Source organism: Streptomyces sp. NPDC048417 (genome assembly GCF_040651615.1).
Taxonomy (GTDB): domain Bacteria; phylum Actinomycetota; class Actinomycetes; order Streptomycetales; family Streptomycetaceae; genus Streptomyces.
In genome coordinates, this window is sequence record NZ_JBEZKI010000002.1 from 402,435 (window position 1) to 417,775 (window position 15,341).

12 protein-coding genes are annotated in these 15,341 nt (G+C 67.9%); 2 read left to right on the plus strand and 10 right to left on the minus strand.

Features of this window, described 5'->3' with window-relative positions; genetic code table 11:
- Position 1: 1 nt before the first annotated feature.
- The 8 genes from AB0D59_RS04430 to AB0D59_RS04465 form a co-directional block, all read right to left on the minus strand.
- Positions 2–1,291 carry a substrate-binding domain-containing protein gene (locus tag AB0D59_RS04430; RefSeq protein WP_362560645.1) on the minus strand — a complete coding sequence of 430 codons (1,290 nt, stop codon included), beginning with the start codon at positions 1,289–1,291 and terminating at the stop codon, positions 2–4.
- A gap of 14 nt (positions 1,292–1,305) precedes the next feature.
- Positions 1,306–3,420 carry a glycoside hydrolase family 27 protein gene (locus tag AB0D59_RS04435; protein WP_362560881.1) on the minus strand — a complete coding sequence of 705 codons (2,115 nt, stop codon included), beginning with the start codon at positions 3,418–3,420 and terminating at the stop codon, positions 1,306–1,308.
- A gap of 416 nt (positions 3,421–3,836) precedes the next feature.
- A complete protein-coding gene (locus tag AB0D59_RS04440; RefSeq protein WP_362560648.1) occupies positions 3,837–4,232 on the minus strand; it encodes a hypothetical protein in 396 nt (131 codons plus the stop codon).
- Entirely contained in the window at positions 4,150–5,040 is an 891-nt protein-coding gene (locus AB0D59_RS04445; RefSeq protein WP_362560651.1) for an IS3 family transposase, read from the minus strand. Before AB0D59_RS04445 ends, AB0D59_RS04440 begins: the two co-directional genes overlap by 83 nt.
- Positions 5,028–5,318 (minus strand): transposase, encoded by a 291-nt coding sequence (locus AB0D59_RS04450; RefSeq protein ID WP_362560654.1) that lies wholly within the window; start codon positions 5,316–5,318, stop codon positions 5,028–5,030. The genes AB0D59_RS04445 and AB0D59_RS04450 overlap by 13 nt, the downstream gene beginning before the upstream one ends.
- A gap of 228 nt (positions 5,319–5,546) precedes the next feature.
- On the minus strand, positions 5,547–6,191 hold the full coding sequence (locus AB0D59_RS04455) for a hypothetical protein (protein WP_362560656.1): 645 nt from the start codon (positions 6,189–6,191) through the stop codon (positions 5,547–5,549).
- Between the two features lie 43 nt (positions 6,192–6,234).
- On the minus strand, positions 6,235–6,825 hold the full coding sequence (locus AB0D59_RS04460; RefSeq protein ID WP_362560657.1) for a hypothetical protein: 591 nt from the start codon (positions 6,823–6,825) through the stop codon (positions 6,235–6,237).
- Positions 6,826–6,932: 107 nt separating this feature from the next.
- Positions 6,933–12,647, minus strand: coding sequence for a DNRLRE domain-containing protein (locus AB0D59_RS04465; RefSeq protein WP_362560660.1), 5,715 nt, complete (start codon positions 12,645–12,647; stop codon positions 6,933–6,935).
- A 530-nt stretch (positions 12,648–13,177) separates the two neighbouring features.
- Between AB0D59_RS04465 and AB0D59_RS04470 the strand changes: the two genes are divergently transcribed.
- Positions 13,178–14,020, plus strand: coding sequence for an IS5 family transposase (locus AB0D59_RS04470; protein WP_362560663.1), 843 nt, complete (start codon positions 13,178–13,180; stop codon positions 14,018–14,020).
- Here AB0D59_RS04470 and AB0D59_RS04475 read toward each other — a convergent pair.
- Together AB0D59_RS04475 and AB0D59_RS04480 are read right to left on the minus strand one after the other, a co-directional pair.
- Entirely contained in the window at positions 13,977–14,519 is a 543-nt protein-coding gene (locus AB0D59_RS04475) for a hypothetical protein (RefSeq protein ID WP_362560665.1), read from the minus strand. The genes AB0D59_RS04470 and AB0D59_RS04475 overlap by 44 nt on opposite strands.
- A 59-nt stretch (positions 14,520–14,578) precedes the next feature.
- Entirely contained in the window at positions 14,579–15,148 is a 570-nt protein-coding gene (locus tag AB0D59_RS04480) for a winged helix-turn-helix domain-containing protein (protein ID WP_362560666.1), read from the minus strand.
- Here AB0D59_RS04480 and AB0D59_RS04485 point away from each other — a divergent pair.
- Positions 15,125–15,328, plus strand: a complete 204-nt coding sequence (locus AB0D59_RS04485) for a hypothetical protein (RefSeq protein ID WP_362560888.1) — start codon at positions 15,125–15,127, stop codon at positions 15,326–15,328. The genes AB0D59_RS04480 and AB0D59_RS04485 overlap by 24 nt on opposite strands.
- The last annotated feature ends 13 nt before the right edge of the window (positions 15,329–15,341 follow it).

Below are 15,341 nucleotides of genomic sequence, written 5' to 3' on the forward strand. Positions count from 1 at the left end.
GTCAGGCGTTCCAGATCTTCTCGGCGTCCCGCTGCCAGTCGGTCAGGATGCTCCCGATCGACTTGGGCTTGGCAAAGAACTTGGTGAGCGCGGTGTCCGCGGTGGGCTGGAGGGCGTCACTGGAGTCCCGGTTGAAGAACTGGGTGATCTCGGCGGCCGCGTCCACGTGCTTGCGGCCCTTCTTCACCAGCGCGGTGCCGGCGTCCTTGGCGTCCGGGTTGCAGGGCAGGACGGTGCCGGAGGAGCCCTTGATGTAGATCTCCTGGGCCTCGGCGGTGGCGAGGTACTTCATCAGGTCGACGACCTGGTCGCGGCGGCCGGTGCGGGCGCTGGCGAAGTAGCCGTCGACAGGCGCCTCCTCGGCGAGCGGGATATTGGAGTCGATGACGGGGAAGCGGAAGAAGTCGATGTCGTCCAGGGCGCTCTTGGGTGCCGCGTCGGCGAAGAAGGTGCCGATGAGCATCATGCCGGTGCGGCCGTTGAGCAGGGAGGTCGTCGCGTCCTGGAAGGCGACGGCGGTGCCGTTCGGGTCGAAGTACGGCAGCACCTCCTGCCAGCGGTCGAAGACCTTGCGCACCTCGGGGTCGTCGAACCGGTGCTTCCCGGCGAGGAGTTCACGGTGGTACTGGGCGCCGTTGATCCGGATGTCCAGGTAGTCGAACCAGGCCGACGCCACCCAGGGGGTGTTGCCGCCCGCGCCGAGCCCGATCGGGGCGATGCCCTTGCTCTTGAGCTTGTCGCACAGGTCGAGGAAGCCGTCCCAGCTGGTGGGCTCGCTCACGCCCCACTTGGCGAAGTTGGACTTCCGGTAGAACATGCCCCACCAGTAGTAGGTGTTGGGCACGAAGACCTTCTTGCCGGAGGTCGCGGTGCAGAGCGAGTTCAGCGCCTTGGAGTAGCGCTTGAGGTCGGGCGAGGACGTCCACACCTCGTCGAGGTCGAGCAGCAGGTTCTTCTTCGCGTAGGCGTCCGCCACCGAGCCGGGATACCAGGTGTACACGTCCGGCGGGTTGGCCGAGGTGAGGTAGGTCGGCAGCTGGGTGCGGAAGGTCTCGGCGGCGACCGTGTTGAGACCGGCCTTGCCGGACCCCTTCTTCCCGTACGCCGCGACCAGGTCCTCCATGGCGGCCTTGGCCTGCGGGGCGGACAGGTTGGACTGGAGGGTCACCGCACCCTTGGAGGAGCCCTTGCTGGAGGAGGTGGATGTGACGCAGCCGCTGAGCAGTGCCGCCGTCCCGGTGGCACCGAGTCCGGCGAGGAACCGGCGTCGGCTGGGCTGATGGTTGACCATGGTTGTTTCCTCAGTCACTTGAGTGGGGTGCGGTACACGTGGCCGTCGACGCCGCGGAAGACCGCGTCGACGGCTCCGTCCGGGCCGGCTGCCGCGCCGAGCGCACCGTCGAAGGCCGCGCTCGGGAACTCCTGCCGTTTGCTCCAGCCCTGCCAGGCGCCGTCGCTGTACCGCTGCTGCCAGAGGGTGTAGTCGGCGGCCCGCACGTACAGCAGCACCGCGTCCCCGGCGGCGACCAGGGTCGGGCTGCCGCTGACGGTCCCGCCGATGGAGGTCCAGTCCGACCACTGCCCCGAGGTGTCCCGGGTCCGCGTCCACACGTCGTCGGCGGCGGTGCGTACGGCGACATGGACGCGCCCCTGCGCGTCGACGACGGCGGACGGGCGGCCGTACACCTGCCGGTCACCGGGCGCGCCGAGCGAGGACCAACCGGACGACGGCCCGCGCTGGACGACCGTGCCGTCGGCGCCGCTCGCGAACAGCGTCCAGTGCGCGGGGTCGGTGAAGGCGACGGACGGGGCGTCGGTCAACCGCCCGCCCAGGGACTGCCAGGGCCCCCAGTGGCCGTCGGCGTACACCCTCCGGTAGGCCCGGGAGTCGGCGCCACGCACGAAGACGTCGATCCGGCCGCCGGCGGAGGCGTACACGGCGGGCTGGCCGAGGATCTTCCCCTGCGCGGGACCGCCGAGGTCCTGCGTCCTGCCGTCCGCCTTCTCGAGAAGCGAGCCGTGCGGCCCGCGGAAGAACGTGGCGCCGCCGCTCGCCACGGCCGGGCTCGCCGTGGCCGTCACGCCGAGGTCGGTGCCCGGCAGGGCGTCGGCGCCGATGAGCTTCAGGAACGCGGTGCCGTGGGCGGGGACCTCGACGGTGTACGACCCGGTGTGCGTGCCCCGGTCGGCACGTGTCCGCAGGTCACGGACGCGCACCGGGCCGCCGAGGCCGGTGTCCGAGAACTGCACGGTGCGCTGGGCGGGTTGGTCGGACCGGTTGAGCAGGACGACCGCGCGCTGTCCGCGCCCCCGCAGCACCTTGCTGTAGACGTCACCGACCGAGTCGGTGGCGACCCGTACGCCCTGGACGGCGAGGGGGTCCTGGTCCACGGCGATGATCTCCGGGTTGCGCAGGGTCGCGAGCATGGAGTCGGACAGCGTCCGCGGGTCGGAGCCCAGCATCAGCGGCGAGCCCATCTCGGCCCACATCACGAACTGGCTGGTGGACTCCTCCTGCGTCAGCTCGTACGACCCGTCGGTCATCTTCCGCATCGGGATGAGGTAGTCCGGGTCGTTGTAGTGACCGGGGCCCTGCGCCTCCGGGTGCCAGGCGTTGGCGTCCATGTTGCGCAGCACGTTCGGCCACTGTCCGGGGCTCGGGGTGCCCCAGGCGATGTCGGTGCCGGTGCGCCAGGAGTCGGCGGTCGCCGGTCCGTAGACGTAGGTGTTGTGGGCGTCCTGTTCGGGGGTGTGCGGCAGGCCCCAGTCGTCGGTGAGCGGATTGCAGAGGTTCAGCAGCATCGTGCGGCCGGACTTGGCGACCGCGTCGCTGAACTCCTTGAAGGCGGGCCCCGGATCGAGCTTCGCGCCGATCCCGCAGAGGAAGTCGACCTTGATCGCGTCGATCTTCCAGCTCGCGAACTGCCGTGCGTCCTGGTCGTAGTAGCCGCGGCTGCCGAGGCCGCAGCTCTTGCCGCCGTCGTAGGCGCCGGCGTCGGTGTAGATGCCGGCCCGCAGTCCGCGCTTGTGCAGATAGGAGACGAGGGCCGGGATGCCGGACGGGAAGCGGTCCGGGTTGGCCGTCAACCGCCCCTGTGTGTCACGGGGGTTGTCGGCCTGCCAGCCGCCGTCCAGCCACACGATGTCGTATCCGCTGTCGCGCAGACCGCTGCTCACCAGCCGGTCGGCGACGGAGCGCACCTCCTTCTCGGTGGGCGCGCCCAGTCCGTAGTAGGTGTTCCATCCCATGTAGGGAGTCGGCGCGAGGCCGCTGTCGTAGTAGTCGGGTGCGCCCTGGTCGACAGCCGTCCCGGCGACGGCGTCGGGGGCCACGGTGGCGGCCAGGACCGCCGCGATCGCGGCCGCGAGGGCGGCCCGGGTGAACCGGTGGTGCGTGGATCTGTGTACGGGCGGGTGCAAAGTCACGTACCTCTCCCGGAGAGTGGGAAGCAGGAGAACGAGACGCGGGGCCGCTCCGCGGGCGAGGCCTACGACGTCACGGCGATGACTGTGTCCTGTGGCCGAAACCGTGTCAAGATTAATTACTAATTTAGTAGAAGCAGCTCGGATGATCGCCGCGCGGTCAGCGGCCGACGGTGAGACGCCGGTGGGGACGGCCCTGGGCCGGAGGTCGACGTCCAGCAGCAGGTGCCGACCCCGCTCGGCTTCTCGCCCGAGCCCGAGACCGGCACGGGCCTCGCCTACTCGGTATCGGTCGGCACCGAACGGGACGGCGGCAAGGACGCCTGCCGGCACTGAGTGATGGTGCCCGGCCTCAGCAGACCGAGCGGGAAACCGTCGTCGAAGGCTGCCGAAGCGCCCCGGCTCGCTCGGTTTCAGTCGGATCCGGTGGCGTCCAAATGGTCCACGACCGCGGCGAAGTGGGGCCAGCCGTCCACTTCGAGGTTCTGCTCCAGTGGCCGGATGTCCAGGACGGGCGCCGCGGCATCGAGCAGGCGCCTGGCCGTTCCCGGCTCGTAGAGGTTCAACCAGGTGCGGTCGGGCAGGCGCACCACCGTGCCCGCCTCGAAGTACGAGTTCGAAACGATCCTGTCCGGCCCCGGAGCGAAGACCAGGGACAATCGGCGTCGAGCACCCCGCCTCGGCGCCTGCGCGACGAAAGAGATCGTCAGACGGCAGTCGGCGTAGTCAGGTCTCACCCGCTGCCGGACAGTCCAGTACCAGACAGTCCCGTCCACCACGAGGCGGCGGACGCGTCGATCGTTCCGCATCGGGCCACCGTAGAACGTCGAGTCGACTCCGGTCTCGCGGCCCCGCCCGATTCCTCGGCGACGCCTGCCACTCGGCAGCAGGAGCGGAACGCGACGGCCAGTGCTGAGCCGCCCCCGTGGTCACCCCGCAACGCGCTTGTGAACGTGATGTGTGGGCACACGGGACACACCCCTTTGAAAGGTGCCCACTTATGTCAATCCCCAGATTTCGTAGAGACGTTGGTTGTGCGGCCCGGTCTTGTTTGGCGCTGACCAGCCTCGTGTCGTGCCGGTCGCCCATCGCATAGCCCAGGGCCCGGCGGGAGAACGCATCGTGCACGCTCGCGAGGTAGAGCTTGCCCTCGTCGGTGTCGATCTCGGTCATGTCGCCCCACCACAAGATGTCCGGCGTGATCGCGTCGAACCTGCGCAGCACCAGGTCACGTGCCGTCTTCCGCTTCCCGGGACGGGTCAGCGAACGCCGGCGGCGTGGCGGCTTGCGGCCCTGCAGGCCGAGCTCGGCCATGAGGTCGGCGACGGTGTTCTGCGACACCTGCCAGCCCTCCTCCCACACATCCAGCGTGATCCTCGGCGAGCCGTAGCTGCGGCCGGCCCGATCGGTCGAAGAAGTACGAGATCCGCTCGGCCAGCAGTGCCCGTCTGACCTCGCGTTCCGTCGGCTCGGACGGTCTGCGCCGCCACTTGTAAACCACGCCTCCGACACCCCCAGGGCTCGACAGGAGGTGCGATGCGGAATCTTGAAATCGGTCCTCTGGTCGCTGATCACCCCGACGAGCGCCGCCGGGTCCGCAACAGCTACTTCACCCACAGGACCATGCAGCGTTTGAGGACATCACGCTCCATGACCAGCTCCTTGTTGTCCCTCTTGAGCTGGGCATTCTCCCGTCGCAACCGCGCAAGTTCCTCGCTCTCACCCGTCGGACCGGCCTTGCCGGCCGCCCGTGCCCTCGACACCCAGATGGCCAGCGTCGTCTCGTTGATCCCGAGGTCCTTCGCGACCTGCGGGATCGGCTTGCAGGTCTCCGCCACGATCCGCACAGCCCCCTCACGAAACTCCGCGTCGAACTTCAGCCTCTTCCCCGCCATGACCCTCAACTTCCCCTGCAGTCACGGCCTCTACGCTACGAGGGGAAGGTCAGGGCCCTGAGCAAGATCGGGCTCGGGAAGCCGGCCGTCCAACGGGCCTCCCGACGAGTGATCGAAGCCCGGGCGCAAGTGCAGTAGATGGTTCCGGACGCTGTGTCAGCGTCCGGAACCACTCTGAAAGGCGACGCCCGATCGGGCCCTACTTTCTTTGGTGTCCCGGAACCGGAGTCACTCGCCCTGCGCGGCTTTTTCGCCACAGAGGAGAGCATGCGCTTCGCGTGCGGCGTCGTTGAGTTTCATGTCGATACCGCACTTGAACTCGCCCTGGATAGGCCGATACCACGTCGTCACGGTGCCGTACGCCGGGGCGCTCTTTCCGGTCTTTTTGCTGACGCACCCATAGGCGAAGTCTGCTGTCACGACATGGACCCCGAGGTATCCGACGAAGTCGCCCTTTGTGTTCCCCGGGTCAGTGCTGAACAATCCCTCCTTTCCGGGGATAGGGAGGGTCTTTCCGGCTTCGGCGAGGTCGGAACGGTCCATTTTCGCGCGGAGTGACGCGAGTATCGCATGGGCGTCGAGTTTCCCACTCGACTCGACTGAAGCCGTGACGTGGCGTACGGGAATGGCCGCGTAGGTGGTGAGACCGAGATGGCTGCCTGAAGTCACGCGAACCACCTGGGAGGCTGCTACGAGAGGCGTGCTCTCGGACAATTTGCCCCAGTGGTACGTGGTTTCGGCGCATGTCCACTCCTGCACCGGGTTCTCAGCCTTCGGCGTGGCCGAGACACTCGTCGTGCTCTTCCCGTCCTGCGAGGATGCGCATCCTGCGACCAGGGGGACCAGGCCGCTCAGGACGGCGAGGGAAGCCACCGCTCGCCGTTGGAATGATCTATTTTTCACGACAGCTTCCTCCTCAGAAGCAGTATTTCTTCTTGGCCAGCTTGGCCAGGCCGTTGGTGGTCGACTTGTCACATCGGATGGATCCATCGCTGGATCCCGCAAAACTCTTCACCTTCTTGTATGCGGTGGTGTGCCAGCTCTGCGCGGAGTCACAGTGGAAGTGCGACCATTTGCCCCACGCTTTCCGGGTGCCGTTGTAGAAGATGTACAGGTGATCGCTCGACGGGATCCTGAAGCTCGACGTGACGGACGACTTCGACGTGTGGGCGTGTTCGTAGTGCAGATTGAGTCCGACGGCCACCTCCATCTTCCCGATGACGACGTTGGTCTTCTCCGACGTGTTGAAGGTGGCCTCGGCGCCCGCGGTTACGACGGTCTCGACCTCTTCGGTAATGGTGTACGTCCGAGTGATGCCGGTGTTGTTGTACTTGTCGTTCTCGTGTGTGATCACGTACGCCTTGTGGGTGTAGCTCCAGGCTGTCCAACTGCTGCCCGGATCGCAGGCGGTGAGGATGGTGGGCGCTGCGGCAAAGGCGTGCCCCGTGGTGACCGCGGTGAATGCCAGGGCTCCTGCCAGGAGCGCGGCGAGTCTCTTCGTGCGCAAAGTTGTCTCTCTGTCCGGTGATTGCGGTGAAGTTCCCGTGGCCGCCGGCCGGCCGCCCGCCGTCCGTGCTCAGGACGTGGGCGGCCGGTCAGCCGGCGATCAGCCGCTCACTGCGGGGCGGTGGTCGGGCGGATGGCGTTCACCGGATCCGCGTCGTCCAGGGTGTACGTCGTGTAGGCGGCGCTGTCGGTGTCGGGCTGCAGGAAGCGGCCCGCCGCGGGCTGGTAGAGCCTGCCGCGGACCAGGACGAGGCCGCTGCTTTGGCGGTCGGCGAGCAGGGTGTTGCCGAACCAGCCGTAGCGGGCCGACGCGTCCGTCTCTCCGTACTCCGTGTACGAGTGGACCGTGGCGCTTGCGTCGCTCGTCGAGAGTTCCACGCCGACGTCGCCGTGAAGGTCGGTCAGCTGCAACACGACGTTCTTCGTCGCTCCGGTCGTGGCCAGCAGGTTGCCCTCCGGATCGGTCACCCAGCGAACCACCGTGGTGCCGTCGGTGCTCCACAAGGGGAGCGATGTTCCCGCGCCGAAGTGCGTGCTCGTGAGGGACGCCTGCGTCCACGTGCCCGTGGCGTTGCTGGACACTGTGGCGACGGACGGGCGGGCCTCGGCGTCCAGGGACCAGGTGACACGGTCCGTGCCCTTGGTCGTCTGGTACGCGGTGCCGTTGGTGAAGTAGCCGACCGCGGTGCCGTCGTCCAGCTGGGCGGCCTCGCCGAGCGCATCGTAGGTGAGTGCGCCGGCACGTCCCATGGCGTCGTACGAGGCGGTGGCCGTCGATGACGTCGAGTTGGTTCCGTCCGCGCAGTTCGCCGTGGTGGTCTGCGACTGTGTGCGGTTTCCGGCGTCGTCGATGGTGTAGGCCCGGGTTGTGCAGGTGGTTCCTTCGTTTACGGCCGTCTGTGTGAGCCGTCCCGCCCGGTCGTAGGTGTAGTCGAGGACCGAGGTGGTCCCAGCAGTTCTGCTCTCGTGGGCGCGCTGGTCCTGGACCGTGTAGGAGGCGTTGTCGGAGAGTTCCGTCGTGCCGTCGGAGGCGGCGTACGTGCGGGCCGTCGTGTTGCCGGCCTCGTCGTACGCGACGGCGAGCGTGCTGCCGTCGGCGAGTTTGCCCGACTCCAGGCGGCCGTCGACTCCGTGCGTCAGGGTGAAGGTGCCTGCGACGGAGTCGGTGACCGTGACGACCGAGTCGCCGGCTGTCGTCGTGCCGTAGGTGTAGCTGGTGCTGGACGGCACGCTGTCGCTGACCTTGGTCCTGCGGTCCAGGGCGTCGTACGAGGTGGCCTCGGTGTTGCCCGAACCGTCGTTGTAGCTGATGACTCGGCCGAGCTTGTCGTAACCGTAGGCTGACGTCTTGCCGTTGGTGGCGACGGTGGAGACCAGACCGTTCGACTCGTTGTACGTACGCGTGGTGTCGGGGGTCGTCGTACCCGTGCCACCGGAGACCGACGTCTTGGTCAAACGTCCGGCGCCGTCGTAGGTGTACGTCGTCACCCGGGACGTTGCGGAGGACGTCTCGGTCGCCTTCGCCTGGTTGCCCCAGCGGTCGTAGGTGACCGTCTTGGTGACGGCCTCGCCGGACGCGCTGCCGGACACGGATGCCGTGGTGACCTGGCACGTCCAGCCGGCCCATTCCGGGTGGCCTGAGCAGTCTCCGCTGCCGCTGCCGCTCCAGTACGTCGTGGTGGACTTGACTCCCTGGGAGGCGCTCGTGCCGGGGACGGTGCTGGTCGCGGTGTCGCCGGACGAGGTGTAAGTGGCGGATGTGGCGAGGGCGAGACTGCTCGGGTCGGTGACCGTCTTCGTGGGCAGCCCGCTGCTCCAGTCGTACGCCGTTGACACCGTGACCTTGTCTGCGTCGGCAGGGTATCCGCCGACGGAGGCGCCCGTGGTGGTGCTGGTGACCAGACCCTGGGTGTCGGAATCGGCCGGGCGTCCCTCGTCGTAGGTGTACGTGGCGTGCTTGCGCGCGGGTATCTCCGTGCCGGCCGCGAGCTTCGCGTCCGACACGCCGCCCGATAGGGCGTTTTGCAGGGTGACCCGGTGCAGCGGGCCGTATTCCTCCTTCTCCTCGGTGCCGTCGTCGCTGTAGACGCGGCGTGTGGACAGACGTTCGGCCCGATCGGCGGTCGAGTATCCGGAGATGCCGAGACGTGCCAGTTCGGTGTCGGCGCCGTCGGCGGTACCGAGGGCCAGTTCGCGATTGGCTGCGGTGAGTTCGCGGACGACGTTGCCGTAGGCGTCGTAGTCCTTGCTGCTCAGGTGTCCGCCGTCAGTTGCGGTGTCGACCTCGTTGCCGGCCGCGTCCATGTAGGAGACGGTGGCCAGGCGGTAGTTCGACGAGCTCAGGTCCGAACCCAGGCTGGAGGTGGGGACGTTGTCCGCGGAGAACACGGCGGATGCGTCGGTGGGACGGTCACTCTGTCCCCAGGATCCGACATCGCTGCTCGTCATCTCACGCGGGGCGCTGCCGCCGCTGAGCGGGACGTCGTACACCACGGTCGTCACGCTCGTGCCGTCGGTCGACGAGGCCGATCCTGCGGCGAGCGCCGGACGGGAGGCCGTGAGCAGCATGCCGGCCCCGGCGGTGGCGCTGTTACCCACGGAGCCGTAGGTGAAGGTCCACGCGAGCTGGCCCGGCTTCGTGTACGAGGTGACCCTGCTGTCGGAGTCGTAGCCGTAGGTGGTCTTCAGAGCGGATGCCACGCGCGGATCCCATGCCTGGGTCAGGAGTCCGGACGTGTTGTAGGCGTAGGCGGCCACCGCCGTGGAGGTTGCCTTCGAGGCGCCCGGGTCGGCGGCCCACAGGTTGATCTTCTTGACCCGGCCGATGTAGTCGCCGTCCGTGCTGGAGGTCGCCGTGGTCGAGTCGGCGTACACGTATTCCAGTGCCCGGCAGCCCACGACGGTCAGGTCGGTGAAGCAGTCCTTCGCCGAGACCGTGCCGCTGCCGGTGATCGCGTACTTCGGGCGGGCGAGGACGGAGTCACCGCTGATCACAGCCTGGGAGACGTCGATCTCGTCGGTGGCGGAGGTGTCGGCCACGGTGTCCAGCAACCAGGCGGTGGTCGAGCCGGACGGCTGCGTGTAGGTCGCGACGGTGCCGCTGCTGTCGGTCAGGGTGAAGCTGGTTCCCGTGACCGTGCCGGTCAGTGTCACGTCGGTGACGTCGCTGGACGTCCAGCCGCTCGTGCCATTGGTGAAGTCGACGGTCTCGCCGTCCATGTCGGTCAACCGGATACTGCTGGTGCTCAGCTCGTCGATGCGCGAGTACCGGGCGGACTGTACGTCGGCTCCCTGACCGGCGACCCATCCGTTGCCGAAGACGGGGACAAGGGTGTCGGAGTCGACGTCGTCGCTCAGGACACGGGACGCCGCCGTCCGCTGGGCGGTCAGGCCCAGCAGGGACACATCGGTCTCGGAGATGGTGTAGTTGCCGGTGAGCAGATTCACCTGCCCAGGGCCGACCTTCTTCTGTGGGGCGGCGCCCGCCGCCCGGTCGAGCGTCAGCCCGACACTCTGGGTGTTGCCCGGCGTCGTGCCGTCGGTGAAGGTCGCGCGCACGTCCAGGTCGGTGTCCACGCCCAGGGTCGCGGCGACGTTCCAGATCACGTCCGTGGCCTTGCCGTCGGTCACAGTGACAGGCCAGGTCACGGCGGCGCCGCTGCTCGCGGTCACCACGTCGCCCGCCGGCACCTGAACCCAGTCGTCCACACCGTCCGGGCGGTAGTACCAGGTCACCGAGGTGTAGCTGGTCTTGCCGCGGGCGCTCAGTGTGACGCGCCGTGCCGTACTGGTGCCCTCCTTCGGAGAGGTCACGGCAGCGCCGTCGGCACCCACCCCGAACGTGTAAGCCGTGGTGGCCGCCGACAGGTTGCCGCCGGAGTCGACCGTCTTGGCGTAGAGGGTGTGCCAGCCGTTGTCGGGGTTGATGCTGACCGTGAGCGGGTCACCGCCATTGCCGTCCGTGGTGTCGTCGACCCTGCTGGTGGCGTTGGAGTCGTCCAGGCTCCAGTAGTAGCCCTGGCCGTCCGCGGACGAGGTGTCCAGCGTGCAGTCCACGGCCGAGTCGGACTTGGCGGTCCAGGTCTGCTCGTCGTAGGTCTCGCAGGAGACCGCCGGGGCCGCGGGCAGTCCGGTGTTGAGAGCGAAGGCGGTGTAGCCGGACCAGGACCCGTAGTCCGTGCCGTCATAGCCGCGGACCCTGAACCGCAGGTGCTTCGCCGCCGGGAACGCGGAGTCGGAGGGCACGGTGAGCTTCGCCGTCGAACCGGAGGAGACCGACGACGAGGTGCCGGTGTACGAGTACGTGGTGTCCGCGTACGCCGGGTCGGCCGTGACCTCGAACTGCGCCTTGACCGAACTGCCGTCCGCGTCCGTGACCTTGGCCGTGAGCGTTGGGGTCAGCGACGTGACGTACCGCTTCCCGTTGTACGCGTTTACCACGGAAGGGGCGACGGCCGCCGAAGCGTTCACAGCGTAGGAGTTGTACGTGACCGACAGATGCGGTTCCACCGAGTTGTCGCCGGAGACGTAGTTCGCCGACCGGAATCGGCGCCAGGTGGTGGAGTCGGTCTCGTCAGCGCCCCGCATCTGCAGGCCGTAGTTGGCCGATCCGTCGGCCCACGCCTGGACGATGCCGTCGATATCGAAGTTCATCGTTCCAGCGGCACAGGACAAGGAGTAGCCGAGTGCCGCCTTGTTCGTCACGGCGTCGGTCGTGGTGGTGGACGGCTGGGTGGACCAGGTCACGTCCGACGACGACCAGGACGACGTGATGCGCCGCACCTGCGTGCCCGCACCGGACGTGGAGCAGGTCGACGAATAGTACGAGTACAGCGCCAGATTGGTGTCCAGGATGTGCTTGCCGCTGAACTTCGACACGTCGAACTTCAGGTAGGAGCGGGCCTTGTCCGTTCCGCCGTCGTACGTGCCCGACTTCAGCTCGGCCGAGGAGACCTGGGAGTCGGGGTAGTCGGGGGTCTGGACCCAGGTGTCTGTCGTCACCGCGAGCGTCGAGGTGGGGTCGACGGTCACCGGATAGGTGGCGGTGGCCAGGAAGTCCTTGTCCGGGGCCAGCACGAGGGTCTGCGAACCATCGGACGCGGTCTCGATCCTCGTGTCCACCTGCTGGGTGTGCTCGGGCTCGCCGGAAGCGTCGTTCTTCGACGAGTCCCACATCATAGGTGCCGGGGCCTCGGCAACCAGCTTTCCGTCGCCGTCCTTCAGCAGAAGGTGACCGGAGTCCGCCTGGGACAGCTTCAGACCCTGCAGATCCAGGGGAATCCGGTAGGTCACCGCCGCGTCGGACTGCTGAGTGCGGGCGATGTTCTCCGAGAAGCCCTGCGCAAGGGCGGTGACCTTCAGAGTCTGGCCGTCGCCCAGGTCGTAGGAGGCCGTGTCGTCCTTTACCTTTGGGCTCGGCAGCTTCTCCTGCCAGCCCAAACCGAAGGATTCCTTGCCTTTGGTCACCGAGGCGAGCTGCTGGTCACCGCCGTCGGACACCGCGATGTCGGCCGCAGCGGCCTCCGGCTGGAGGTCGTCGCCGGTGTCGGAGAGGGAGGTGTCGATGTCCTGCCACTTTCCGTCCTGTTTCACGCGGATGGGACCGGCGTACGTGTCGGTCCGCAGTGCCCCGTCGGGCAGCGCCCAGGTGGTCGCGGCGCTGGTCCGCTCCGACAGCACCTCAATGCTCCGGTTCTGCAACCGGGCCATGAGCAGAGCCGACGCTTCGTCATGTGCCTCGGCAGCACCGAGCGACGAGGCCGACGAGCTACTGGCGGCCGAGTCGTCGGCGACCGCGGTGGTGCCTGTGCCGGCAGTGGCCAACAGTGCAGCCTCAGCGATCAGCACGAATGCGAGCGAGCCGGAGATCCGGCGCACCCGCCCCCGCAGAGGTGATCTTCCCGGTACGCCCGGCGGCGCACCTGCCCTTCGAACGCGCATCACCCCTCCTTCATGTGATCTCTGTGTGGAGATCAGAAGGAGAGGTGTATCCGGCCATGCCATGGTGAGTGCACCCGGCATCGAGTCAGCCAGCCTGGAGCTGGTCAGTGACGGTCGATATGTGCCACATCAATGGATGTCAGCACGGGGTTAGCGAGCCCCGGGGGCCGTTAAATACCAAGCAAAGGCAAGGTAAGAGTCAAGTGAAACATTTACCAAACGCATGAATGCGTAAAGAGCTGGGCGACAAGTCGCCATGAGTGCAAGGGACTTCGGCGGTTGGCGCACCCGGGTGACGCGGTTCGACTAGGTGTGGCCGAATGGGTTTTTTGAGCCCTATTTACTCTTTATTAACTTCTGTCGATTGGCTTGAACGCGTCGGTTACACCTGGCGAGCTCATGCATGGCCGATCGTGGCGCATCGCAGGCGGCGGAGCCGCCCCCGGTTCACGTCCGAGAACTGCTGGGCCGGGTTGTCGGCGACGGGAATCCGGCCGCTGCTGCCGGTGCCCGGCTGGTTGCGCGGCCGGGGTGGGCAGCCGGAGGCGTACTGCCACCGGCAGATACTGGACGCGATCCGCTACCTCGTCGACAACGGCATCAAGTGGCGGGCGATGCCCGCCGACTTCCCGCCGTGGGACCGGGCATACGCATTCTTCCGCCGCTGGCGCGACCACGCCCTGGTCAAGGAGTTCCACGACCGGCTGCGCGCAAGGATCCGCGAGAGGGACGGGCGGGATGCGGAGCCGACGGCAGGCGTGATCGACTCGCAGGCAGTCAAGGCGGACGCCGTCGTCGGCTCCGACAGCCGTGGGTTTGACGGCGGCAAGCTGGTCAACGGGCGCAAGCGGCACGTCGTGGTCGACACCCTCGGTCTGCTGCTGGGAGTGATGGTCACCCCCGCGGACACCGGCGACCGCGCCGCCGCCCAGGTCCTGCTCGAGCGGGTGGCCGACGCGCACCACCGTCTCGCCCTGGTCTGGGCCGACGGCGGCTACACCGGCCCCCTCGTCGAGTACTGCCTGGCCACGCTCGCCCTGGTCCTCGCGATCGTCAAACGCAGCGACGACATGCGTGGCTTCGTGGTCCTGCCCGAACGGTGGATCGTCGAGCGCCTCTTCGCCCACCTGATGCGCACCCGCCGCCTGGCCCGCGACTACGAACGCCGCACCACCAGTGCCGAGGCGATGATCTACTGGTCGATGATCCTGCTCATGACGCGCCGCCTTGCCCGGCCACACTCTGGGCGAGGGTGAACCGCCCCCGCCCCGGCTGCCGCTCGGCCAGCCAGCCCCGCACTACCAGACGTTTCGCCTTCGACCGCAGTGCCTCCACCTTGGCCGGCACCACGTCCAGGCCGAACACGGCGGCCAGCTCCTGGCAGGTCAGCGGTCCTTGATGAAGCCGGTCCCGGTCCGAGAGCGCCTGCAGAATGCGCTGGTAGTCCACCGACAGCACCGACCAGGCCAGCCCCTCACGCCGCACCGGCACCTGCGACTTCGGCTTCGCCGATTCCCGGGGCGCCGACGGCCCGCCCGCAGCCCGCGGATCCGGCACGTCCTGCGTGTCGGCGGTGCTGCCGCAGTCCGGAGCCAGCACCGCATCGACCTGCCTGCGGGCGACCACCCACTCCTGCCATTCCAGCTCGGCCACGGCCAGTTCGGCCTGGATACGGTCGGCCTCCTCACGCAACCCGTCGACCCGACAGCGAGCTGCGAGTTCGTGCTGTTCCAGCAGTCCGACAACCGACGGCATCCACAACCTCCCGGGGAGCGACGACACGACAGGTCACGACTCCCACAGAACCACCGTCCCTACTCCTGACCAGCGAAAACACTGTCCTCAAGTCCGAAAAGACTTGAACTTCTTACCCGTGACCACAGCTCCGTCCGCCACGCAGCAACAGCCTGCTCATCCCGCTCGGCAGCCCGGTGTGCGGGGACCTGCGGTGACCAGCTCAGCCGGTGCAGTAGGTAGGACACACCGCGCGGGGTGTACCGGTACCCGAAGTGTCTGTTGATCAGCTCCACCACCCTGGCCAGGGTCCAGCGCTGGTCCTCGCTCCAGCCGTGTGCGGCCGGGCCAGCCTCCAACTCGGCTTGAAACCGCTCGGCCTGGGCATCGCTGAGCCGGCACGGCAGGCCACCGGCTCCCTTGGACATCAGGGCCGCTCTGCCGCCTGCCCGCCAGGCAGTCTGCCAGGCGTATGCCGACTTCCGCGAAACCCGTAACCTGCGGGCCACCTCCGGCGGTCCCGCTCCCTGCCCGAACAAACGCACCGCCTCGACGGTGGTGACGTAAGCGTGGGCAGTGCCGACGGATATGTCGAAGCCGGCGGCGATAAAACGAGGACGCGCGTCATGGCCTCTCTCGGGACGGCTCACGCATCCGGGCCGCAAGCGCGGCGCCTGGCCGTTGACGTGTTGGGCCTGGTGATCGCGGTGGTGGTGTTCGCCGCGTCCGTGCACGACAACGCCGTCGGCATCGTGCTGCTGGACAGGGTCGGCGCCGACACCGGCACCGTGGAGAAGGCCCAGGTCGACCAGGGCTTCAAGAACGCGTGATCGATGCACCAGC